20 protein-coding genes are annotated in these 21238 nt (G+C 66.2%); 9 read left to right on the forward strand and 11 right to left on the reverse strand.

Annotated features, from left to right (window positions below; all coding sequences use genetic code 11):
- Nucleotides 1-274 precede the first annotated feature (274 nt).
- Nucleotides 275-790, forward strand: a complete 516-nt coding sequence (locus C8J25_RS16675) for a Ros/MucR family transcriptional regulator (protein ID WP_107955506.1) — start codon at nucleotides 275-277, stop codon at nucleotides 788-790.
- Nucleotides 791-850: 60 nt separating this feature from the next.
- Here C8J25_RS16675 and C8J25_RS16680 read toward each other — a convergent pair whose 3' ends face one another.
- The 5 genes from C8J25_RS16680 to rpmF all read right to left on the reverse strand — a co-directional run bounded on the left by C8J25_RS16680 (nucleotide 851) and on the right by rpmF (nucleotide 3934).
- The gene (locus tag C8J25_RS16680) at nucleotides 851-1210 is read right to left on the reverse strand and encodes a MerR family transcriptional regulator (protein ID WP_244187177.1); all 360 of its coding nucleotides are present in this window, start codon (nucleotides 1208-1210) and stop codon (nucleotides 851-853) included.
- A gap of 115 nt (nucleotides 1211-1325) precedes the next feature.
- Complete coding sequence (locus C8J25_RS16685) at nucleotides 1326-1625, reverse strand: integration host factor subunit alpha (RefSeq protein WP_056063634.1); 300 nt, start codon at nucleotides 1623-1625, stop codon at nucleotides 1326-1328.
- 94 nt (nucleotides 1626-1719) lie between these two features.
- Nucleotides 1720-2688, reverse strand: coding sequence for a beta-ketoacyl-ACP synthase III (locus C8J25_RS16690; RefSeq protein ID WP_107955508.1), 969 nt, complete (start codon nucleotides 2686-2688; stop codon nucleotides 1720-1722).
- Nucleotides 2685-3713 carry a phosphate acyltransferase PlsX gene (gene plsX / locus C8J25_RS16695; protein ID WP_107955572.1) on the reverse strand — a complete coding sequence of 343 codons (1029 nt, stop codon included), beginning with the start codon at nucleotides 3711-3713 and terminating at the stop codon, nucleotides 2685-2687. The genes C8J25_RS16690 and plsX overlap by 4 nt, the downstream gene beginning before the upstream one ends.
- 41 nt (nucleotides 3714-3754) lie before the next feature.
- The gene (gene rpmF / locus C8J25_RS16700) at nucleotides 3755-3934 is read right to left on the reverse strand and encodes a 50S ribosomal protein L32 (RefSeq protein ID WP_056054400.1); all 180 of its coding nucleotides are present in this window, start codon (nucleotides 3932-3934) and stop codon (nucleotides 3755-3757) included.
- 215 nt (nucleotides 3935-4149) lie between these two features.
- On the opposite strand from rpmF, the gene C8J25_RS16705 reads away from it, so the two are divergent.
- Together C8J25_RS16705 and C8J25_RS16710 are read left to right on the forward strand one after the other, a co-directional pair.
- On the forward strand, nucleotides 4150-4593 hold the full coding sequence (locus C8J25_RS16705) for an MAPEG family protein (protein ID WP_107955509.1): 444 nt from the start codon (nucleotides 4150-4152) through the stop codon (nucleotides 4591-4593).
- Nucleotides 4590-6215, forward strand: a complete 1626-nt coding sequence (locus tag C8J25_RS16710) for a M28 family metallopeptidase (RefSeq protein WP_107955510.1) — start codon at nucleotides 4590-4592, stop codon at nucleotides 6213-6215. The genes C8J25_RS16705 and C8J25_RS16710 overlap by 4 nt, the downstream gene beginning before the upstream one ends.
- 257 nt (nucleotides 6216-6472) lie before the next feature.
- Here C8J25_RS16710 and C8J25_RS16715 read toward each other — a convergent pair whose 3' ends face one another.
- Entirely contained in the window at nucleotides 6473-7150 is a 678-nt protein-coding gene (locus C8J25_RS16715; RefSeq protein ID WP_107955511.1) for an MBL fold metallo-hydrolase, read from the reverse strand.
- An 80-nt stretch (nucleotides 7151-7230) separates the two neighbouring features.
- Between C8J25_RS16715 and pabB the strand changes: the two genes are divergently transcribed.
- From pabB to msrA, 4 genes are all read left to right on the forward strand, one after another.
- Entirely contained in the window at nucleotides 7231-8991 is a 1761-nt protein-coding gene (pabB, locus tag C8J25_RS16720; protein ID WP_107955512.1) for an aminodeoxychorismate synthase component I, read from the forward strand.
- A 50-nt stretch (nucleotides 8992-9041) separates the two neighbouring features.
- Nucleotides 9042-10241 (forward strand): pyridoxal phosphate-dependent aminotransferase, encoded by a 1200-nt coding sequence (locus C8J25_RS16725; RefSeq protein WP_107955513.1) that lies wholly within the window; start codon nucleotides 9042-9044, stop codon nucleotides 10239-10241.
- A 210-nt stretch (nucleotides 10242-10451) separates the two neighbouring features.
- Nucleotides 10452-10601 carry a hypothetical protein gene (locus tag C8J25_RS20815; RefSeq protein ID WP_167397741.1) on the forward strand — a complete coding sequence of 50 codons (150 nt, stop codon included), beginning with the start codon at nucleotides 10452-10454 and terminating at the stop codon, nucleotides 10599-10601.
- 63 nt (nucleotides 10602-10664) lie between these two features.
- Entirely contained in the window at nucleotides 10665-11324 is a 660-nt protein-coding gene (gene msrA, locus C8J25_RS16730; protein ID WP_107955514.1) for a peptide-methionine (S)-S-oxide reductase MsrA, read from the forward strand.
- Nucleotides 11325-11477: 153 nt separating this feature from the next.
- On the opposite strand, the gene pdeM is transcribed toward msrA, so the two are convergent.
- The gene (pdeM, locus tag C8J25_RS16735; RefSeq protein WP_107955515.1) at nucleotides 11478-12140 is read right to left on the reverse strand and encodes a ligase-associated DNA damage response endonuclease PdeM; all 663 of its coding nucleotides are present in this window, start codon (nucleotides 12138-12140) and stop codon (nucleotides 11478-11480) included.
- A gap of 124 nt (nucleotides 12141-12264) precedes the next feature.
- Between pdeM and C8J25_RS16740 the strand changes: the two genes are divergently transcribed.
- Entirely contained in the window at nucleotides 12265-14238 is a 1974-nt protein-coding gene (locus C8J25_RS16740) for a potassium transporter Kup (protein ID WP_107955516.1), read from the forward strand.
- A 188-nt stretch (nucleotides 14239-14426) separates the two neighbouring features.
- Here the strand turns inward: C8J25_RS16740 and C8J25_RS16745 are convergent, their stop codons facing one another.
- From C8J25_RS16745 to C8J25_RS16755, 3 genes are all read right to left on the reverse strand, one after another.
- Complete coding sequence (locus C8J25_RS16745) at nucleotides 14427-15836, reverse strand: M20/M25/M40 family metallo-hydrolase (RefSeq protein WP_107955517.1); 1410 nt, start codon at nucleotides 15834-15836, stop codon at nucleotides 14427-14429.
- Between the two features lie 59 nt (nucleotides 15837-15895).
- The gene (locus C8J25_RS16750) at nucleotides 15896-16720 is read right to left on the reverse strand and encodes an aspartyl protease family protein (protein ID WP_244187168.1); all 825 of its coding nucleotides are present in this window, start codon (nucleotides 16718-16720) and stop codon (nucleotides 15896-15898) included.
- 363 nt (nucleotides 16721-17083) lie between these two features.
- Nucleotides 17084-19507, reverse strand: coding sequence for a ligase-associated DNA damage response DEXH box helicase (locus tag C8J25_RS16755; RefSeq protein WP_107955573.1), 2424 nt, complete (start codon nucleotides 19505-19507; stop codon nucleotides 17084-17086).
- A gap of 91 nt (nucleotides 19508-19598) precedes the next feature.
- Between C8J25_RS16755 and C8J25_RS16760 the strand changes: the two genes are divergently transcribed.
- A complete protein-coding gene (locus tag C8J25_RS16760; protein ID WP_146173369.1) occupies nucleotides 19599-20204 on the forward strand; it encodes a hypothetical protein in 606 nt (201 codons plus the stop codon).
- A gap of 91 nt (nucleotides 20205-20295) precedes the next feature.
- On the opposite strand, the gene lepB is transcribed toward C8J25_RS16760, so the two are convergent.
- Nucleotides 20296-21234 (reverse strand): signal peptidase I, encoded by a 939-nt coding sequence (gene lepB / locus C8J25_RS16765; RefSeq protein ID WP_107955520.1) that lies wholly within the window; start codon nucleotides 21232-21234, stop codon nucleotides 20296-20298.
- Nucleotides 21235-21238 lie beyond the last annotated feature (4 nt).

Consider the following 21238-nt stretch of genomic DNA (forward strand, 5'->3'; position numbering starts at 1 on the left):
GTAAGTATGTAATACGTTTAATGCGGCGTGATATCGCCGTGCCGCGCGCGCAATTCCGGCGCGTTTCATAGAACTGATGATCTACTCCGACATCTACGATGTGGCGTCGAAGTTGAGACGAAACCCAGCCAGTATCAGTAAAACCGATTATATTTATGTCGGACGATGAACAAAATGTAATGATGCACGTATGTTAAACACCTGGTGTTAAATTTCATACAAACATAGTAAGCGCCTGCCAGCAGGGGCGCATTTTTCAATTCAAGGACATACTGTGACTGACACACTGAATACCGTCGAGCTTGCCGCCGAACTGACGGCAGCATGGCTTGCCAATCCCAATACGCGCACCGCTGCCGACGACGTACCTGCGTTCCTCGTCGCGATGCATTCGGCCGTCGAGAAGCTGGTCGGCAATGGTGAAGCGGAGCCCGAGGCAACGGCACAGCCGACATCCGAGCCAGCCGTTTCGGTGCGCAAGTCGCTTGCATCGCCCGACCACATCATCTCGATGCTCGACGGCAAGAAGTACAAGACGCTGCGCCGTCACCTGTCGACCAACGGCATGACGCCGGAGCAGTACCGCGAGCGCTTCAACCTGAAGGCCGACTATCCGATGGTCGCCGCGACCTATTCGGAAGCGCGCCGTGCGATGGCGAAGTCGATCGGGCTTGGTCGCAAGGCCGGTGCAACGGTCGAAAAGGCGTCGGAAGACGCAGTGAAGACCGTTCGCAAGGGTGGCAAGGCAGCACTGGATGCCGCCAAGAAGACGCTCGGCAGCGAGGATTGAGATCGGCGAGGGGGAGGGCGCCGTCCTTCCCCTCTCCCCTTTATGACGGCCAGTTACGCGCTATGCGCGCCGGCCGTCCTCGGCCAGCGCCTGCGCTAAAAGCGCGCGGATCGCACGCAGCGCCGGTATCACCGGCTCGATCGTGTCGGTCGTGACCGGCGATGTCTTTTCGGCCGCAAGCAACTGCTGCACGCCGCGGACGGTATAGCCTTCGCGGTTGAGTAGCGTATCGATGCGCCGCACCAATACCGCATCCTCGGCACGGTAATAGCGCCGGTTCCCCGCGCGCTGCAGCGGCCGCAACTGGGGAAACCGGGTCTCCCAATAGCGCAGGATATGCTGTGGCAGGCCGGTCTCACGCGAGAGTTCGCCGATCGTCCGGAACGCAGCGCCTGCCTTGCCCGGACCCGCCGTCGCTATACCCACGGCACCTATGGATGTGCTGCCGTCGTCGTCGGAACCGGGACCGCCCGCTACGTCGATGTCGTCCGTGAAATCGCCACCGGAAGTATCGGCGTCATCGGGCATGACCGGATCAGTCGGCACCGACGATGCGCTCACGCATCATCTGGCTCGCGCGGAACGTCAGGACGCGGCGCGGTGCGATCGGCACCTCGATACCCGTCTTCGGGTTGCGGCCGACCCGCTCGCCCTTGTCGCGGAGCACGAACGTGCCGAACCCCGAGATCTTGACGTTCTCGCCTTCGGACAGCGCGCCGCACATCTCGGAAAGAATCTGTTCCACGATCTTCGAGGAATCCGCACGCGACAATCCTACCTCGCGGTGGAGGGACTCGGCCAGATCGGCGCGCGTCAATGTACCGGTCATCGTCATTCGCAAGCTCCCAGTCTCGGCGCTTCTCTACACAAGCAGGATCGCGACCGGAAGAACTTTTGTTCTACAAGTGAATCGATCTCTTTCGACGAGATTAGAAGCGGATAACCGCCGCGCCCCAGGTAAATCCGCCGCCCATCGCCTCGAGCACGACGATCTGGCCCTGTCGGACACGTCCATCGCGCACCGCGACATCGAGCGCGAGCGGCACGGAGGCTGCCGAGGTGTTGGCATGCTGGTCTACGGTGACCACCACCTTCCCCGGCGCGAGGCCGAGTTTGCGGGCGGTCGCGTCGAGGATGCGGGCGTTCGCTTGGTGCGGCACGACCCAGTCGACCTGGTCCGACGACAGCCCGGCCATCGCCAGCGATTCGGTCATCACCGAAGCCAGATTGGTCACCGCATGACGGAAAACCTCGCGGCCCTTCATACGGAGCTTGCCGACGGTGCCGGTGGTCGAAACGCCGCCGTCGACATAGAGAAGCTCGTTGTGGCGGCCGTCCGCGTGCAGCTTGGTGGTCAGGATGCCGCGACCGCCTTCGTCGGCGGTGTCCTGCGCCTCAAGCACGATCGCGCCGGCACCGTCGCCGAACAGCACGCAGGTCGTCCGGTCTTCCCAGTCGAGGATGCGGCTGAACGTCTCCGCGCCGATCACCAGCGCGCGCTTGGCGACGCCGCTGCGGATCATGCTGTCGACCACCTGGACCGCGTAGAGGAAGCCCGAGCAGACCGCAGCGACGTCGAACGCGACGCAGTCGTCGATGCCGAGCATCGCCTGCACCTTGGTGGCGCTCGACGGGAAGGTCTGGTCGGGGGTCGCGGTGGCGAGCACGATCAGGTCGATGCTCTGCGCCTCGATCCCGGCCGCGGTCAAAGCCGCGCGGCACGCGTCGGCGGCGAGCGTCGCGGTCGTCTCGCCTTCGCCGGCGATGTGACGGAAGTGGATACCGGTGCGCTCGACGATCCACTCGTCGCTGGTGTCGACCTGCTCCGCCAGTTCGGCGTTGGAGACGCGACGCGCGGGCAGGGCGGAGCCGGTGCCGATGACGACCGAACGGATCATGCCGCCTTCTCCACGCTACCGAGATCGTCGGCGATGCGCCGGACCAGATCGTTGCGGACCATCTTGGCGGCATTGCCGATCGCGGTCGCGACGCCGCGCTCGGTGGCGCCGCCGTGGCTCTTCACGACGATGCCATTGAGCCCGAGGAAGACCGCGCCGTTGTGATTGTTGGGATCGAGGTGATCGCGCAGCAATTCGGTTGCGGGGCGCGAGATCAGGAAGCCGAGCTTCGACCGCACCGAACTACGAAACGCGCGCTTGAGCAGGTCGGCGACGAATCGCGCGGTGCCCTCGGCGGTCTTCAGCGCGATGTTGCCCGAGAAGCCGTCGCACACGACGACATCGACTTCGCCGCGCGACAGCCGGTCGCCCTCGATGAAGCCATTGAACTGCATGTCGACGGCGGGCGTCGCACGCAGTTGCGCGGCCGCATCGCGGATCTCATCGGTGCCCTTCATGTCCTCGCTGCCGATGTTCAGCAGCGCGACGCGTGGGTGCGGGATGTCGAGCGCGGTGCGGGCGTAGGCGGCGCCCATGATCGCGAACTGGACGAGGTTGCGCGCATCGCACTCGGTGTTCGCACCGAGGTCGAGCATCACCATGTCGGTATCACCGAGCGTCGGCAAACGCGCGGCGAGTGCCGGCCGGTCGATCCCGGGCAGCATTCGCAGCGACAGCTTTGCCATCGCCATCAGCGCGCCGGTATTCCCCGACGACACCGCGGCGGCGGCGCGACCCTGTTTCACCAGGTCGATCGCGATGCCCATCGACGTCTTCTTCGCACGCCGGATCGCCTGGGTCGGCTTTTCGCTCGACCCGACGACTTCCGGCGCGTGGACGATCTCCGAATTCTGCGACAGGTTCGGATGAGCCTTCAGCCCCTCGCGAATCGCAGCTTCGTCGCCGACCAGCAGAAAGCGCATGCCCTCGAATTGATGACGCGCGAGCGCGACACCGGCGAGCATCACTGCCAGCCCGTCATCGCCACCCATCGCATCGACCGCGATCCAGCCGCTGTCGGGCATCATCAATCCTTCGTTCAAGTTAGAGGTTCCGGTTGGAAGCCTCAGCCCTCGATCGAGAGGATTTCACGACCGTTATAGTGACCGCACGAACCGCACAGGTTGTGCGGACGCTTCAGTTCGCCACAGTTCGGGCATTCCTGGAACGACGCGATCGTGAGCGAGTCGTGGCCACGGCGCATGCCGCGCTTGGAGGGCGAGGTTTTTCTTTTGGGGACGGCCATTTCGGCACCTTGTTCAATCTAAAGGTCGGGACTCCGAGTACGTCCGGACACGGGACACAGGCAACCGACAAGAATGCCGGCCGCCTGAAGCAACCCATGCGGCCTGACGCTCGCGAAGCGTGGCGCTATAGCGATTTCACCCCGCGTTGCAAGCTTCTGCCCGGAGTGGCAGGGCATGCGCCTGACAAAAGACCTGATATTTGAGGGGCAACGCCGTGATATTACCCGTAACGCTGACGATCGCCGCGGCCGCCGCCGTCGTCAACCTGTGGCTCGCCTTCCGAATCGTGCCGATGCGCGTGAAGGAAAGCGTGCTGATCGGCGACGACGGCAACCAGCGCTTGCAGGCGCGGATGCGCGCGCATGCCAATTTCACCGAATATGCGCCGTTCATCCTGATCCTGATCGGGCTGATCGAGCTCGCCGGTGGATCGACGCTATGGCTGTGGATCGCCGGCGCGGTGTTCGTGATTGCGCGAATCGCCCACGCGTTCGGCATGGACCGCACGACGTCGAGCCTGCCGCGGGCAGGGGGCGCGCTGGCGACGTGGGCGCTGATGGCGGTGCTGGCCGGGTGGGCGCTGACGATCGCGTATCAGGCGAACAGCGTGCCCACTGCCAAGACCTTCCAGGTCGTGCCGTCGGGTGGCCGGGCATGAGCGCGCTTCGTTTATGGGGTGCCGCCACGCTGCTGGCTGCCTCACCGGTCGCCGCGCAGGTATCGCCAGAGCGGTTGTCCGCCGACGTGAAGACGCTCGCCTCCGACTCTTTCGAAGGCCGTGCGCCCGGCACCCCCGGTGAGACCAAGACGATCGCGTGGCTGATCGCACAGTTCAAGGCAATGAAGGCACAACCCGGCGGCCCGAACGGCAGCTGGACGCAACCCGTACCGCTCGTCCACACGCGAATGGGGGCGGGCACCGTCCGAGCTGGCGACACCGCGCTGGTGCAGGGGCGTGATGTCTACCTGAGCACCGTCCGCGGCGTCGACCGCGTCGCCATTGCAAACGCACCGATGGTGTTCGTCGGCTACGGCGTCAGCGCGCCCGAGCGCGGCTGGGACGACTTCAAGGGCCTCGACCTCAAGGGCAAGGTGGCCGTGTTCCTCGTCAACGATCCCGACTTCGAGGCGGTCGCGGGCGACGATGCGAAGGGCAAGTTCGGCGACCGCCGGATGACCTATTACGGCCGCTGGACGTACAAATACGAGGAGGCGGCGCGACGTGGCGCGGTCGGCGCGCTGATCGTCCATGACACGGCGGGCGCTGGGTATGGCTGGAACACCGTTACCGCCCCCGCCGGCGAAAATTACGACATCGTCCGGAAGGATCCCGAATCGCGGGTGATGCTCCAGGGCTGGCTCGAAGGTGGCGCAGCGACCCGGTTGTTCGCGGCCTCGGGCCTCGACCTGGCGGCGTTACGGAAAGCGGCGCGGCGGAGCGACTTCCGCCCGGTCGCGCTGAAGCAGGCGTTCACCACGGACCTGCCGGTCAAGCACGACACCGCCGTGAGCCAGAACGTGCTCGCCAAGTTGCCGGGCACGAAGCACGCAGACGAGGTCGTGATGTTCGGCGCGCACTGGGACGCCTACGGCATCGGCGCGCCAGATGCGCAGGGGCGCACCATCCGCCCCGGCGCCAACGACGACGGTCTCGGCGTGGCGGGCGTCCTCGAACTCGCGCGCAACTTCGCCAAGGCCCCCCGCACCGACCGCAGCCTCGTCTTCGCGCTGTGGAGCGGCGAGGAGCGTGGGTTGCTCGGCTCGGAAACCTATGCGGTGAACCCGGTCTATCCGGCGGCGAAGACGGTCGCCAACCTGACGCTCGACATCCTCCAGACGGCTGGCCCCGCCAAGGACGTCATGCTCGTCGGCGCCGGGCAGAACAGCCTCGAGGACATGCTGGGCGATGCCGCCAAGGCGCAAGGCCGAGTCGTGACGCCCGAAGCGCTCCCCGAACGCGGGCTGTTCTACCGCGCCGACCATTTTTCGGTCGCGCGGCGCGGCGTGCCGACGCTGCTGCTGATGGCGATCAGCGGCGCGCCCGATCTGGTGACGGGCGGGCGGACCGCGGGGCAGGCTTGGCTCGACGGCTATATGAAATGCTATCACCAGACCTGCGACGCCTGGGGCGCCGACTGGGACCTGCGCGGCGCGGCGCAGGACGTGGACCTGTTCAAGACGATCGGCACGAAGCTGGCGAACAGCCGGTTGTGGCCCGAGTGGCGCGACGGTTCGGAGTTCAAGTCGGTGCGGGCTGAGACGGCAGGGGAGCGGAAGTAAGGCCAACCCTCACGCTCGGGACCACCCCGGCGAAGGCCCGGGCCCAGTTGGAAAGGCCGCAATAACGGACCGCGACGCCAGCCAAACCTCGTCCCTCAACTGGGCCCCGGCCTTCGCCGGGGTGCGGCAATTGAGAGGATAGCGCTTCTGTTTCTTGTTCCCCCGCGAAGGCGGAGGCCCAGGGGCCAAGCGTACCGCCCTTGGTTGAGTCTGGGCCCCCGCCTCCGCGGGGGAACAGCTAGGTTTGCAAGCGGACGCTACCCCGCCAAAGCCCGATCGCTCACAAACATATTCGTCGCCCGTTCATGCGCAAACGTGCTCGCCGGTCCATGTCCCGGAACAAAGCTCGTATCGCTCCCCAGCGGCCAAAGCTTCTCGACGATCGACTTCACCAGCGTCTCGTGATTCCCCCCAGGCATGTCCGATCGCCCGACCGACCCCTGAAACAGCACATCCCCCACCTGCGCGAACTTCGACGGCGCGTGGTGGAAGATCACATGACCTTCGGTATGCCCCGGCGTCTCGTACACATCGAGCACGAGGTCCCCGACCGACACCGTGTCGCCCTCGACCAGCCACCGGTCAGGCTCGAAATTGACTCCCGAAATCCCGTATTTCGGCCCATCCTGATCGAGCCGCTGCAACCAGAAGCGATCCGCCTCGTGCGGTCCCTCGATCGGCACGCCGAGATCGTTCGACAACCGCTTGGCGCCCCCCGCATGGTCGATATGCCCATGCGTCAGCAGGATCTTCTCGACCGTCACGCCCGCCTGTTCGACCGCCGCCATGATCCGCGGCAGGTCGCCGCCCGGATCGATCACCGCCGCCTTCATCGTCGCGGTGCACCAGATGATCGTGCAGTTCTGCTCGATCGGCGTGACGGGCACGATGCCAGCACGGAGCGGGGGCGCAGCGCGGAGGGGAGGATTTGTCATGGCCTCGAAATAGGATAGCGCGTCGGTAGGAGCAATCGCCGCTTGCGGTTTGCCCCGCGCTCCGTGCAACAGTCGCGACGATGTGGACCGCGCCCTTCGTTTTGCTCGATGACGCCCGCGAGGGGGGGGCGCCTGCACGATTGTACCGCGACCCGGTCCGGATCGTCCGCGCCGACACACTCGCCGAGGTCCGCCCCGCACTCGACGCACTCCGCGACGCTCGCGCGGCGGGCCTGCACGCTGCCGGCTACCTCACCTACGAAGCCGGCGCGGCACTCGCGTCGAAGCCCGTAGACGTCCGCACCGAAGGCCCGCTGCTCTGGTTCGGCCTGTTCGCCGACTACCAGACGATAGCGCCCGAAGACGTCGCCGCCTTCCTCCCAGACCCCGCCGGTGCCTGGACCAATACGCCCGAGCCGCTGATCGACCGCGACACCTACGACGCCAGCCTGTCGCGCGTGCTCGACCTGATCGCGGCGGGCGACATCTACCAGGCCAACCTCACCTTCGCCGCCACCGTCCCGTTCGTCGGCGACCCGCTCGCGCTCTATGCCCGGCTGCGGCGGCAGGCGAAGGCAGGCTATGGCGCGCTCATCGACACCAGCGAGACGCGCTTCCTGTCGCTCTCCCCCGAACTCTTCTTCGCGCTCGACGGCGACACGCTCACCTGCCGCCCGATGAAGGGCACCGCGCCGCGAGGCGACACGCCCGATGGCGACCGCGCGCTCGCCGAAACACTCGCGGCCGACCCCAAGCAGCGCGCCGAGAACCTCATGATCGTCGATCTGATGCGCAACGACCTGTCGCGCGTCGCGCGCCAGGTCGCGGTCCCCGACCTGTTCACCGTCGAGACCTATCCCACCGTCCACCAGATGACCTCGACCGTCACCGCGACGCTGAAACCCGGCTGCGACGCGGTCGACGTCCTGACCGCGCTATTCCCGTGCGGCTCGATCACCGGCGCGCCGAAGCAACGCGCGATGGAGGTCATCGCCGAGGTCGAGCACGCGCGCGTCCGCGGCATCTACACCGGTGCGATCGGGCGGTTCGATCCGAACGGCGACGCCATATTCAATGTCGCCATCCGCACGATCGCGATCGAAGACGGCGCGGCAACGATGAGTCTCGGCTCCGGCATCGTCGCCGACAGCGCAGCCGACGCGGAATGGGCGGAATGCCATGCCAAGGGCGCATTCGTCACCGCCGGCCAGCGCCGCTTCGACCTGATCGAGACGATGGCGTTCGATCCAGACGACGGACTGCCCCGCCTCGAAGCGCATCTCGCGCGGATGAAGGCGAGTGCGGAGGCCTTGGGCTTCACCTTCGACCGGCACACCGCGCGCAACGAACTCCAGGCCGCCACCTTCCGGTTGCGCGGACCCCGCCGCATCCGTCTGTTGCTCAGCCCGTCCGGCGCGATCGCGATCGAGGCGGCACCGCTCCCGCACTCGCCTGCGCAAGCAACCGTTGCGATCGTCCCGCTGCCCGTCGCCGCGACCGACTTTCGCCTCCGCCACAAGACGAGCGCCCGCGCCTTCTACGACGACGCGCGGAAAGCCGCCGGGACGTTCGAGGTATTGTTCGAGGACGCGGAAGGCTTCCTGACCGAAGGCAGCTTCACGTCGCTGTTCGTACAGCTTGGAGAAGCACTCGTCACGCCGCCGCTACGGCATGGCCTGCTCCCCGGGATATTGCGAGCCGACCTCCTCGAATCGGGCCGCGCAACCGAGGCGCCGCTGACCCGAGCCGACCTGACCGCCGGGTTCTTCATCGGAAATGCGGTCCGCGGGCTTATTCCCGCCATCGTTACGGTTGCGAATTCGACCAAGCGGAGCGTATAGCCCGCGCGAATTCCGCGGCGACGTTCGCGGACAACCGCAAAGGTTACACCATGCACGCATCCGCCGCGCTCGGCCGCATCAGCCCCTCGCCGACGCTCGCGATCACGTCGCGCGTTCTCGAACTGAAGCGCGCAGGCGTCGACGTGATCGGCCTCGGTGCGGGCGAACCCGATTTCGACACGCCGGACTTCGTCAAGGAAGCTGCAATCCAGGCGATCCGCGACGGCAAGACCAAGTACACCAACGTCGACGGCACGATCGAACTGAAGCAGGCGATCGTCGCGAAGTTCGCGCGCGACAACAACCTCACCTACACCACCGACCAGATCAGCGTGAACGTCGGCGGCAAGCACACCTTGTTCAACGCGATGGTCGCGACGATCGATCCGGGCGACGAGGTTGTCATCCCCGCGCCCTACTGGGTCAGCTATCCCGACGTCGTGCAGTTCGCGGGCGGCGTGCCGGTGATCGTCAAGGCGGGCCCCGAGGTCGGCTACAAGCTCGATCCCGCCGCGCTCGATGCGGCGATCACGCCGAAGACCAAGTGGGTGATCCTCAACTCGCCGTCGAACCCGACCGGGGCCGGCTACACGATCGACGAGCTGAAGGCGCTCGGCGCGGTGCTGGCGAAGCATCCGCACGTGTGGATCTTCGCCGACGATATGTACGAGCACATCGTCTATGACGGCTTCAAGTTCGCGACGATCGCCGAGGCGTGCCCCGAGCTGTTCGAGCGTACGTTGACCGTCAATGGCTGCTCGAAGGCGTATGCGATGACCGGCTGGCGGATCGGCTATGGCGCCGGCGCATCGTGGCTGATCAAGGCGATGGCCAAGCTCCAGTCGCAGTCGACCTCGAACCCGTGCTCGATCGCCCAAGCCGCCGCTGTCGCCGCCCTGAACGGCGACCAGTCGTTCCTCGCCGAGCGCAACACCGCGTTCCAGGGCCGGCGCGATCTAGTCGTCTCGATGCTGAACGCAATCGACGGCATGCACTGCCCGACGCCGGAGGGTGCGTTCTACGTCTACCCGTCGTTCGCCGAGCTCATCGGCAAGACCACGCCGAACGGCCGCCTGATCGACACCGACGAGGCGATGGTCGGCTATCTGCTCGACGACGCCAAGGTGGCCGTCGTGCAGGGCGCCGCGTTCGGCCTCAGCCCCGCGTTCCGGATCAGCTACGCCACCTCGGACGCGCTGCTCCGCGAAGCGTGCACGCGCATTCAGGCGGCCTGCGCCGCGCTGAATTAACGCCGGCAACAAGCGAGACACGCGGCGACATCTTCCGGCAACCCTGCCGGGCGATGCCTGCTGCACGATGAACGCATCGGCCACGGCGCGTTAATCGAGAGTTTCTAAAAACGACATTGTGGTTGGCCGGCATCGCTACGACATGCCGGTCCGTAACTGACGCTGACCTATCCGGTCGGCGCCATCACTGGGTTTCATTGGGATCGCATCATGCGCAGCATCGTAAAGTCGAGTTTCTTCTGGCAGTTCAGCGGCGGTTTTGTCCTCGGCGCCATCGGTTTGCTCGCGCTGCAGCCCGCCGAAGCCCGCCAGACCTTCGCCAGCCATTTCGAGCACAGCGCCTCCGCCACCGCGCGATAACCGCCACCTGATAACTGCGGCGACGGCCTAGCGAAGCGCAAGCGCAACCCCATGTATCAAAACATGGAAAAGCCGCTTCTCGCCACGCTCGCCGCCGTCGGTATCGCCGGTGCGTTTATTGCTACCGGCACTGCGCAAGGCGCCCGCGCCGTCGTAATCCCCGCCGTCAAGACCGACCTTCCCGCAGCGCCCGGTATCCAGACCGCAGTGCTCGCGGGCGGCTGCTTCTGGACGATGGAAGCGGTGTTCGAGCATGTGAAGGGCGTGAAGGCGGTCACGACCGGCTATGCCGGCGGCACCAAGGCGACCGCGACCTACGACCAGGTTTCTGCCGAGACGACCAAGCACGCCGAAGCGATCAAGATCGCCTATGACCCCCGTGTGGTAAGCTACGGCACGCTGCTCCGCGTCTATTTCTCGATCGCGCACGATCCGACGACGTTGAACCGCCAAGGCCCGGATAGCGGCACTAGCTATCGCTCGGGAATCTTCCCCCAGTCACCGGCGCAAGCACAGGTTGCCCGCGCGTACATCGCGCAACTCGGCGCGACGCATGCGTTCTCGGGGCCGATCGTGACGAAGCTGGAGACGGGGACGTTCTACCCGGCCGAGGCCTATCACCAGAATTTCTACGACCGGAACCCGACGCATCCGTACGTGGTGACGTGGGACAAGCCGAAGGTGGCCGCCTTCCGCGCGGCGTTCCCGACCATTTCTAGCTGAGGCTGCACCTTCACCACACTTCCACCCCGGCGAAGGCCGGGGCCCAATTGGAAAGGTTGCAGTAACGACGGACGAACCTTCGTTATACGCCGCCCGCAATTGGGCCCCGGCCTTCGCCGGGGTGGTGCTTATTTACCTAACTAGCGACAAGCGTCAGGCAGCAACGGGAAACCGCAGCATCCGGTTCGCCACCGGCACCATCGCCTCCGCTCCAACTCCAACCGCGCGAACGATCTCCGGATGGTCCACATCCAGCCCGCCAGTCAGCGACCCGAACGCGGGTAAAATCAGCTTCGTCGCCGTCGCCACGAAACACCGCCGCGCCACCTGCTTTCCGCGCACGCGCAGCCGAAGCTTCGGATGGAAATGCCCCGACAATTCCGGCCGCGTTTCCGCCCGGTCCGCTTCATGTCGCAGCACCAGCCCGTCGACGACCACCTCGTCCACGACTTCCCCGCCACACCGATCGAGGATCGCCGGATCGTGATTGCCCGTGATCCACGTCCAGCGCGTCCCGTCGGTCATCGCCCGCAGCATGTCCTGCGCGCGCTGCGGCAACCGCTCACACCCGTCGCTGTCATGGAAGCTGTCGCCGAGGCACCAGACTTCGCGCGCGCCGGTCGCGGCGACCAGCGCAGTGAGATCGGCCAGCGTCGCGATCGAATCATACGGCGGCAGCATCTGGCCGCGCTTGGCGAACCAACTCGCCTTCTCGAAATGCAGGTCGGCGACCAGCAGCGCACGCCGCTCCGGCCAGAACAGCGCGCCTTGCGCCAACGCCAGAAGCGCATGCCCGCCGAACGAAAAGGGAACCATCCGCCCGCCATGCCGCTCCCGCCGCACCGAATCAACCCGCCATCGCCCCGAACCGGCAGGACTTGCGCATGCCCCCAATCGGCGTAAAGCGCGCCGTCCCCTCAGGAGGAGCGCTCTTCGCGCCATGACGTCCGTCGCCGGAACACCCCAAACTGCCGCTGTACCGGAAACGCCTGGCGATCTGTCAGCGGCGCATCTGCATCCGCACCCCGCACTCGCCGCGCTGACCGTCGGCGCGATCGGCGTGGTGTTCGGCGATATCGGCACCAGCCCGCTCTACGCGTTCCGCGAGGCACTCGGCCAGACGTCCGCAGGCGGCATCGACCCGACCGAGATCCTCGGCGTGCTGAGCCTCGCGCTCTGGTCGCTGTTCCTCGTCGTGACCGTCAAATACGTCATCTTCCTGATGCGCGCCGACAACCAGGGCGAGGGCGGCGTACTCGCGCTGGCCGCGCTTGCCCGTCGTGCGCTCGGCATGCGGTCACGGATCGCGATCGTGCTCGGCGCGGCAGGAGCATCGCTGTTCTACGGCGATGCGATCATCACGCCGGCGCTGTCGGTGCTGTCCGCGATGGAGGGCCTGAGAACAATCCCGAGTGCGGCGCATATCTTCAACGAAGGCGTGGTGCGTGCGCTGACGATCGCCATCCTGATCGGGCTGTTCCTGATCCAGTCGCGCGGCACGGCGCAGGTATCGAAGCTGTTCGGCCCGGTCTGCATCCTCTGGTTCGTCGCGATCGGTGCGCTCGGCATCTGGCACATCGCCGACGAGCCCTCGATCGTCCGCGTGTTCCTGCCCACCTACGGCATCTCGTTCCTCGCCACGCACGGCGTCACCGGCCTGTTCGTGCTCGGCGCGGTGTTTCTGACCGTCACCGGCGCCGAGGCGCTGACCGCCGACATGGGCCATTTCGGCAAGCTGCCGATCCGCATCGGCTGGTTCTTCCTGGTCTTCCCGGCACTCGCGCTCAACTATCTCGGGCAGGGCGCGTTCGCGTTGTCGCGGCTCGAGGATGCGGCGGCGCGCGGCGTGCCGTTCGTCAACCAGGACTGGTTCTTCCTGATGGCGCCCGAATCGCTGCGCCCGGCGCTGATCATCCTCGCCGGGTTCGCGACGGTGATCGCCAGCCAGGCGGTCATCACCGGCGCGTTCTCGCTGACGCAGCAGGCGATCCAGCTCGGCCTGCTCCCGCGCCTGCGCATCCGCCAGACCTCGGCCGTGTTCGCCGGCCAGATCTACCTGCCCGCGATCAACTGGCTGCTGCTGATCGGCGTGCTGGTGCTGGTGATTCAGTTCAAGACGTCGTCGGCGATGGCCGCCGCGTACGGCATCGCGGTGACCGGCACGATGGTCGTCACGACCTTGCTCGCGTACATCGTCGTCCGGCACCGTTGGAACTGGTCACGCCCGCTCGCACTGACGGCGATCCTGCCGTTCCTGACGCTCGACCTGATCTTCTTCGGCGCCAACATCCTGCGCGTGATCGAGGGCGGCTGGGTGCCACTCGTCATCGCCGCCGCGATCGGGCTGATCATCTTCACCTGGGTGCGCGGCAAGAAGATCGTCAGCGCGTTCGAGAAGCGCCAGAGCATTCCGCTCAGCGATCTCGCCTCGGCACTGGAGAAGCGTCCGCCCGAGCGCGTGTCGGGGACGGCCGTGTTCCTGACCGGCAACCCGCACGCGACGCCGGGTGCGCTGCTGCATAATCTGAAGCACAACAAGGTGCTCCACGAGCGCAACCTGATCGTCAGCATCCGTACCGCGGACCGCCCGTTCGTCGACGAAGCGTCACGCGCGAAGGTGGAACGCGTCGACGAGAATTTCTCGATCGTCGTGCTGACCTACGGCTTCATGGAGTCCCCGGACGTGCCGCGCGATCTCGGCGTCGGCAACAAGACCGAACAGCTCGGGCTCGACCCGATGCGCACCTCGTTCTTCATCGGCCGCAACACGCTGAAACCCGACGCGGAAAAGGGCATGCCGCCCTGGCAGGACCGGATTTTCCTGTTCCTGCAAAGGAACGCCAGCGACCCCACCGACTTCCTGAAGATCCCCCCCGGCAAGGTGCTAGAACTAGGCGAACAGGTCACAGTGTAAGTCGAGCGCGGAGCGGACGGTTAGCGCGTACTCCCTCGCCCCTCCGGGGAGAGGGAAGGGGCCCGCGGCACTTGCCGTGGGAAGGGAGAGGGGTATTGTCGGGCACCGTCTCGAGCCCCAAGCCCCTCTCCCTTCCGTCGCCTAAGGCTCCTCCCTCCCTCTCCCCGGAGGGGCGAGGGACGTAGCGTTCACCCCGCAAACGCCTTTACCAGGTCAAAGAGGTAATCCCGACCATCATACAGTGAAGCCACCCGGATGCGCTCGTTGAGGCCATGAATCCCCCCCATGTCCTTGTCGATGAACACCCCCGGCGCCCCATAGACCGGGATCCCGATCGCTTCGAAGAAGATCCCGTCCGTCGCCCCCGTCGACATCAACGGCAGGATCGGCAGCCCCGGAAAGTGCTTCGCCGCCACCTTCGTCACCGGCCCCATGATCTTGGGATCCAACGTCGGGGGGATCGCGGTCGGCCGCACCGGCTGGTTCGCCGTCACCGTCACCTTCGCCCCCGCCAGTTCCTTCAGCTTGGCGAGCGTGCCCTCCACCGTCTCCCCCGGAAAGATCCGGCAGTTAATGTTCGCCGTCGCGCGCTGCGGCAATGCATTCTCCGCGTGACCCGCGCTCAGCAACGTCGCCACGCACGTCGTCCTGAGCGTCGAGTGCATCGCCTTATCACGACTGACGATCGCATCCGCAGCCTTGTCCTCCGGATTGGCGAGCAACCGCGTGATCGCATCCCCCATCTCGCCGGGCATCGCCTTCGCGCTCGCCGCGAAGAATGCCTTGGTCGTATCGGTAAACTTTACCGGAAACTCGTAGCCCTGCACCGCCTTCACGGCGTCGGCGAGCTCATAGATCGCGTTCTCGGGGATCGGCTGCGAGCTGTGCCCGCCCGGGTTGGTCGCCAGGAACGTGTAGTTCTGCGCGGCCTTCTCGCCGATCTGGATCGCGAGCAACTGGCGCTTGCCGTTATCGTCGAGCCGCCCGCCGCCACCCTCGTTTAGCGCGAACTCGGCCGCGATCAGGTCGGGCCTCGATTTCGCCAGATATTGCGCGCCGTTCCACGCGAACGTCGTTTCCTCACCGCAGGTCAGCGCGAGCTTGATCGTCCGCTTCGGCTTGTACCCGCTCGTCTTGAAGCGGATCATCGCGTCCGACCAGATCGCCGCCTGCGCCTTGTCGTCGACGGTACCGCGCGCGTAATAATAGCCGCCTTCCTCGATCAGCTTGAACGGATCGCGCACCCAATCCTCGCGCTTGGCCTCGACCACGTCGAGGTGCGCGAGCAGCAGCATCGGCTTGATCGACGCGTCCGAACCCTTCAGTACCGCGACCAGCCCGCCGTCCTTCGGGTGCTCGGGCACCGAGAAATAGGTGATGTCGGTATCCGCATAACCCGCGGTCTTCAGCCGTGAGCCAATCTGTGCCGCGGCCTGCGTGCAGCTGCCAGCGGACAGCGTCGTGTTGGTCTCGACCAGTTCCTTGTAGAGCCCGAGAAAAGCCTTCTGGTCGGGGCGCGACTGCGCCTGTGCCCCAACCGCCGTCGTCACGGGTGTGGTCAGAATCGCCGCCGTGAGTAGCCAACCAGTCGCGCGCATCGTCGTCCCCTTGTTCGTTTGCGGACGAAGAGTTGCAGCGAACGCACGCGGACGCAACCTCAGCGGCGCTGCTCTCCGCGACGACGCGTATCGCGCGGTAGCGTGAGCCGCACCTCGCGGTTGGCGAAGTCGATGTCGACGCGCCGAAACAATTGCAGCACGTCCATCCCCAGCAGCATCGCGGGCCGCTCGGCGAGGCCGAACAGCCGGAACGGCGGCGCGTCGACTGCCGTGAACGCCACGGGCAGGTCGCCGAGCGTGAGGCTGCCGATCGTCACGCGATCGATCGTCGTGTACTCCGCCATCACCGTCTCGCCGGTGACCCCGGTCAGCGATACCGGTTGCGACGTCCCCGCGCTGCCCAGCCCCTTGCGCGTCACCCGCCGGCGGAGCGCGCCGTTGGCCATGCTGATCGACGTACCGGTGTCGAGGATCACGCGGATGCGGATGCCGTTGCAATAGGCGTCGGTGACGACGAGCTGCCCGAACAGGCTGCGGGCCCTGATGACGATCTCGTCGGGGGCGGCGCGTTCGCGATTCTGGCGTTTGCGCGAGGGGGTGACGGTCATCGTCTTAGTGTCGAAGTCGATCGTCACCGCATGATCTTGCAATGTGTCGATCCCGAGCAGCCCCCGTGCGCCGAGGTTGATCGCGCTGATCGCCGGCGCCTCGATCGCCTTGCTGCCGATCACACTCACTTTCAGCGAGGGGATCATGACCGTGCCGATGCTGTCCGATCCGGTCATTCCGGTGACGCGGACGGTCCGGCCAGCCGCGAGGCCGAGCGTGGCGGCGAGTTCGCGCGCAATGACGGTACGCTGCGCGCCGGTATCGACGATGAAGGGGAAGGGGCCTGCGCCAGCGATCGTCACGGGGACGGTCATTCGGCTTTCTTCGTCGCCGAACAGGAGCGTCGCGGGGTCTGGTTCTGCGATTGATGCTGCGGCTGGAAGGGGTGCAGCATTTGGGCGTGAAGAAACTGCGTCCTGAGCGCTAGCTTGGGCGGCGATGACTAGCAGTAGCGGGGCTAGCCACTTGTGCATGCTGCAAATGCTGCGCCTGATTTCGCGCGCGTGCAACTACCGTAGTTAGGGACGAACGCTGCTACAAACGGCACCACCCCGGCGGAGGCCGGGGCCCAGTTGGAAAGGTGGCAATAACTGCAAGCTGCCCTTCGTTAGCAGCGTCCCCCAACTGGGCCCCGGCCTTCGCCGGGGGGGTGCTTTTAACGGGGGCAGACGCTGCGGCTAATCAGGCCGCATGGCGTCGGCGATCATCGCCTCCGCCTCGATCAGCAGCGCGTCGTCCGAGCTGTTCGTCGAGATCTTCTCGCGCCCGATCAGCGTCAGCACCGGCACCGCCAGCGGCGTCACGCGCTCCAGATCGACGTGCACCATCGTCGCCTCCGCGCGATCGAGCAGCGACGCCAGCCGCCCGACATCGGTCATCCGCGCCCGCGCGTCCGCCCACGCCGCCTCCAGCAACAAATGCGTCGGCTCGTACTTGCGCAGCACGTCGTAGATCAGGTCGGTCGAGAACGTCACCTGCTTGCCGGTCTTCCGCTTGCCGGGATGCTGGCGCTCGACCAGTCCGCCGATGACCGCAACCTCGCGAAACGCGCGCTTGAGCAGATGTGATTGCTGCACCCATTCGACGAACTCATGCTCGAGGATATCCGCCGAGAACAACGCCGCCGGATCGGTGATCTTCTCCAGCCCGTAGACCGCCAGCGCGTAATCATTGGCGACGAAGCCGAGCGGTTTCAGCCCCTGCGTCTCCATCCGCCGCGTGATCAGCATGCCGAGCGACTGGTGCGCGTTCCACCCCTCGAAGCTGTACGCGACCATGTAGTGCCGCCCCTCGCGCGGGAAGGTCTCGACCAGCAGCTGGCCGGGCTCGGGCATGACCGATCGATACGCCTGCATCTCCAGCCATTCGCGTACGTCGTCGGGGAAGCGCGCCCAGTCGCCTGGATGCGCAAGGAACCCGCGGACGCGGTCGGCGAGGTTGGTCGACAGCGGCATCCGGCTGCCGCCATAGGTCGGGATCCGCGCAGGCTTCGACGTCGCGCGCACGACCAGGTCCTCAAGGTCGATCTTCATCACCTCTAGGCTCAGCCCCGCGAAGAAGAACGTATCACCGTGGCTCAACTGCGCCGCGAACGCCTCCTCGACGCGCCCCAGCACGCGGCCATTGCCGAACCGCACGTTGAGCATCGTCGCCTCGACGATGATGCCTGCATTCAGCCGGTGCTGGCCGATGAATTTGGGGTGGCTGACGCGCCACGTCCCGTCCGCATCCTTCGTGAGCCGCTTGAACCGGTCATACGCCTTCAGCGAATAGCCGCCGTCGCTGATGAAGTGCAGCACGCGCTCGAACGTCTCCGTCGGCAGCGCGGAATAAGGGAGCGCGGAGCGGATTTCATCGAGCAACGCAGCTTCGCGGAACGGCGCTGCGCACGCGCACGCCATCACGTGCTGCGCCAGCACGTCGAGCGCACCGACGCGGAAGATATCCGCATCGAGCTCGCCCGCCTCGACCGCGTCGAGCGCCGCGCGCGCCTCCAGATATTCGAACCGATTGCCCGGCACGACGATCGCCTGCGACGATTCGTCGAGCCGGTGGTTGGCGCGGCCGATCCGCTGCAACAGCCGCGACGACCCTTTCGGCGCGCCCATCTGGATCACGCAATCGACATTGCCCCAGTCTACCCCCAGATCGAGGCTCGACGTCGCGACCAGCGCGCGCAGCTTCCCTTCGGCCATCGCGTTCTCGACCTTACGCCGCGCCTCCTTGGCCAGGCTGCCGTGATGGACGCCGATCGGGAGGTTCCCAGAGTTCACCTTCCACAGATCCTGAAAGATGAGTTCCGCCAGGCTGCGCGTGTTGCAGAACACGATCGAGGTCTCGTGCGCCTCGATCTCGGCCATCACCTGCGCGGCGGCATAGCGGCCCGAATGGCCCGACCACGGCACGCGGCCCTCGGGGAGCAGGATCGCGATGTTGGGCTCCGCACCCGCCTCGCCGCGGACCATCGCGACCTGGTCGATATCGCCATCGGGGGCGAGCCACGCGCGATAGCCATCGGCATCCGCGACCGTCGCCGACAGCGCAACGCGGCGCATCCCCGGCGAAATCTTCTGGAGCCGCGCCATGCAGAGCGAGAGCAGGTCGCCCCGCTTGCCGGTCGCGAAGGCATGGACCTCGTCGACGACGATCGTGCGGAGGTTCTCGAACATTGTGATGCTGTCCGGGTAGCTCAGCAATAGCGACAGAGACTCCGGGGTCGTCAGGAGAATCTGCGGCGGCTTGATCCGTTGCCGCGCTTTCCGGTCCGACGGCGTATCGCCGGTGCGCGTCTCGACGCGGATATCGACCCCCATCTCGTCGATCGGCGTCAGCAGGTTGCGCTGCACGTCGACCGCCAGCGCTTTCAGCGGCGAGACGTACAGCGTGTGGAGCCCGTTGGTCGGCGCCTCGATCAGCTCGGCAAGCGTCGGCAGGAACCCGGCAAGCGTCTTCCCCGCCCCGGTCGCCGCCACCAGCAGCGCATGATGCCCAGCACGGCCTTCCGCCAGCATCTCCAGCTGATGCCGACGCGGCCGCCACCCGCGCGACGCGAACCAGTTTTCGAGGGGAGGGGGGAGGTCGCTCACGGCCTGTTCACGCATCATCGTCATATGGGGGCGTTGCGCCGCACCGCTATGGACGCGGCGCAAACGGCCGGCACACTGCCAAGCCTCTCTATATGAAAGACGATCGGTGACGCTTCTTCGCTTCTTGCTGCCACTGCCACTGCTCGCTTTTCTCCCCTTCGCCAATGCCAGTGCGGCGACCAAGTCCTTCCTCGGGGCCGGCGGCATGGTCCGGCTGTCCTACCCGTCGGCGCTCACCCCGACGCGCAACTTCGCCGGCCGCGCCCTGATGAACGCCGGTTGGCGTCAGATCTGGGACGGCAGCCCGGTCGGTCGCGGCGTCGGCATCGTCCGCTTCTGGCAGGTCGCCAAGCCGAGCGACGGCCAAGGCCAGGTCACAGAAATGGTGCAGGTCGGTTTCAGCCGCAGCGCCGCGGTCGTTGCGACCTGCGGCACCGCGGGGCTGAAGTCGGGAAGCGGTCGGCGCCTGCCCAACCGGATGCTCGGCGGTCACCGCTGGACGGTATATGCCAACGGCGACGCGGGCATGAGCCAACAGGTCAACGCAACGAACCTGCGCACCGTCGTCGACGGCACCTGCTACGCGATCGACCGCGTCACCTACGCGGTCAAGGCGGCGGCAGCGCCGGCACGCAACGCGCCGACCCAGGCGGTAGCCGCGGCCCAGATGGACGCGATCGTCGCGACGATTAAAATAGGCCGTCGCCGCTGACCCGACGCCCGTCGCTGGGATCCGAAACCGGCGGCATTCCGAAGGTACTTCCGCTTCGGAACACGGGAGCAAGCTCGGGGGCTCGTACCGTCTAGCGGTCGAGCCGATCGCCGATCTTCGCGCGATTGCTGCTCCAATACAGGTACATAGCGCGGCCGATGATCGTCGTCGTCGGCACCATCCCGACGCCCTGTTGCTCGAGCGGCACGCGACTGTCGGCCGAGCGATCGCGATTGTCGCCGAGCACGAAGACATGGCCCGGCGGGACGGTGACCTCGCGCGTGTCGTCGAACAGCGACGTATCCGTGTCGAGTATGCGATGGCTGGAGCGCTCGCCCGGCAGGCGTTCCGTCAGGATCGTTGCAGGATGTCGGCCTTCGATATCGTCGACCATCACCCTGCCTTCGGTGTGCTGCGCGACCGGGACCCCATTCACGATCGGCAGGCCAGCGCGCATCGCGATCCTGTCGCCCGCAATCGCCGCGATCCGACTGACCCGGACGCTGTCGGCCGCCTGGAAGACGATCACGTCGCCGCGTTTCGGTGGCCCACGCCAGCGCATGTCGACGACGAACTTATCACCGCTGCCGATCGTCGGCGCCATGCTGTCGGACGGTGCGAAGAACGGCTTGTAGAAATGGTGCATCATCGGCGGCACGCGTTCCCAAAGGCCCAGCACGACCACGGCGATCAGCGCCAGCGCATACCAGCGCGACCACCAACGCGTGGGACCGCGAAGCCTGCTCTTGCGCCATGTGAGCATGATCGGCACGACGTAAACGGCACCGAACAACGCGATGACCAGCACCAGCGCCGCTACCGCGACACCGTAACCTGAGATGGGAAGGTGCCCCAACCCGAACGTCACAAGTGCGGCGAGTGCGAACTGCGCCATGAAAGTCAGCGCGGCCCCGTGCCGATCGCCGACGCGGATCAGCCCAAGTCCGGGCAGGATCAGGTTGAGCGCGGCGACGCCTACCCGTGCTGGCACGCTTCGCTGGTCGACCGGGTCTTCTATCGTATCGTTCATGCGA

Source organism: Sphingomonas faeni (assembly GCF_003053745.1).
Lineage (GTDB): Bacteria > Pseudomonadota > Alphaproteobacteria > Sphingomonadales > Sphingomonadaceae > Sphingomonas > Sphingomonas faeni.

Coding starts and splice junctions, on each gene's coding strand:
- C8J25_RS16725 (WP_107955513.1), top strand. CDS start 9,042: ATGCACGCATCCGCCGCGCTCGGCCGCATCAGCCCCTCGCCGACGCTC.
- C8J25_RS16750 (WP_244187168.1), bottom strand. CDS start 16,720: ATGACCGTCCCCGTGACGATCGCTGGCGCAGGCCCCTTCCCCTTCATC.
- pdeM (WP_107955515.1), bottom strand. CDS start 12,140: ATGGTTCCCTTTTCGTTCGGCGGGCATGCGCTTCTGGCGTTGGCGCAA.
- C8J25_RS16740 (WP_107955516.1), top strand. CDS start 12,265: ATGACGTCCGTCGCCGGAACACCCCAAACTGCCGCTGTACCGGAAACG.
- C8J25_RS16715 (WP_107955511.1), bottom strand. CDS start 7,150: ATGACAAATCCTCCCCTCCGCGCTGCGCCCCCGCTCCGTGCTGGCATC.
- C8J25_RS16745 (WP_107955517.1), bottom strand. CDS start 15,836: ATGCGCGCGACTGGTTGGCTACTCACGGCGGCGATTCTGACCACACCC.
- C8J25_RS16690 (WP_107955508.1), bottom strand. CDS start 2,688: ATGATCCGTTCGGTCGTCATCGGCACCGGCTCCGCCCTGCCCGCGCGT.
- C8J25_RS20815 (WP_167397741.1), top strand. CDS start 10,452: ATGCGCAGCATCGTAAAGTCGAGTTTCTTCTGGCAGTTCAGCGGCGGT.
- rpmF (WP_056054400.1), bottom strand. CDS start 3,934: ATGGCCGTCCCCAAAAGAAAAACCTCGCCCTCCAAGCGCGGCATGCGC.
- C8J25_RS16755 (WP_107955573.1), bottom strand. CDS start 19,507: ATGCGTGAACAGGCCGTGAGCGACCTCCCCCCTCCCCTCGAAAACTGG.
- pabB (WP_107955512.1), top strand. CDS start 7,231: ATGTGGACCGCGCCCTTCGTTTTGCTCGATGACGCCCGCGAGGGGGGG.
- lepB (WP_107955520.1), bottom strand. CDS start 21,234: ATGAACGATACGATAGAAGACCCGGTCGACCAGCGAAGCGTGCCAGCA.
- C8J25_RS16685 (WP_056063634.1), bottom strand. CDS start 1,625: ATGACGATGACCGGTACATTGACGCGCGCCGATCTGGCCGAGTCCCTC.
- C8J25_RS16710 (WP_107955510.1), top strand. CDS start 4,590: ATGAGCGCGCTTCGTTTATGGGGTGCCGCCACGCTGCTGGCTGCCTCA.
- msrA (WP_107955514.1), top strand. CDS start 10,665: ATGGAAAAGCCGCTTCTCGCCACGCTCGCCGCCGTCGGTATCGCCGGT.
- plsX (WP_107955572.1), bottom strand. CDS start 3,713: ATGCCCGACAGCGGCTGGATCGCGGTCGATGCGATGGGTGGCGATGAC.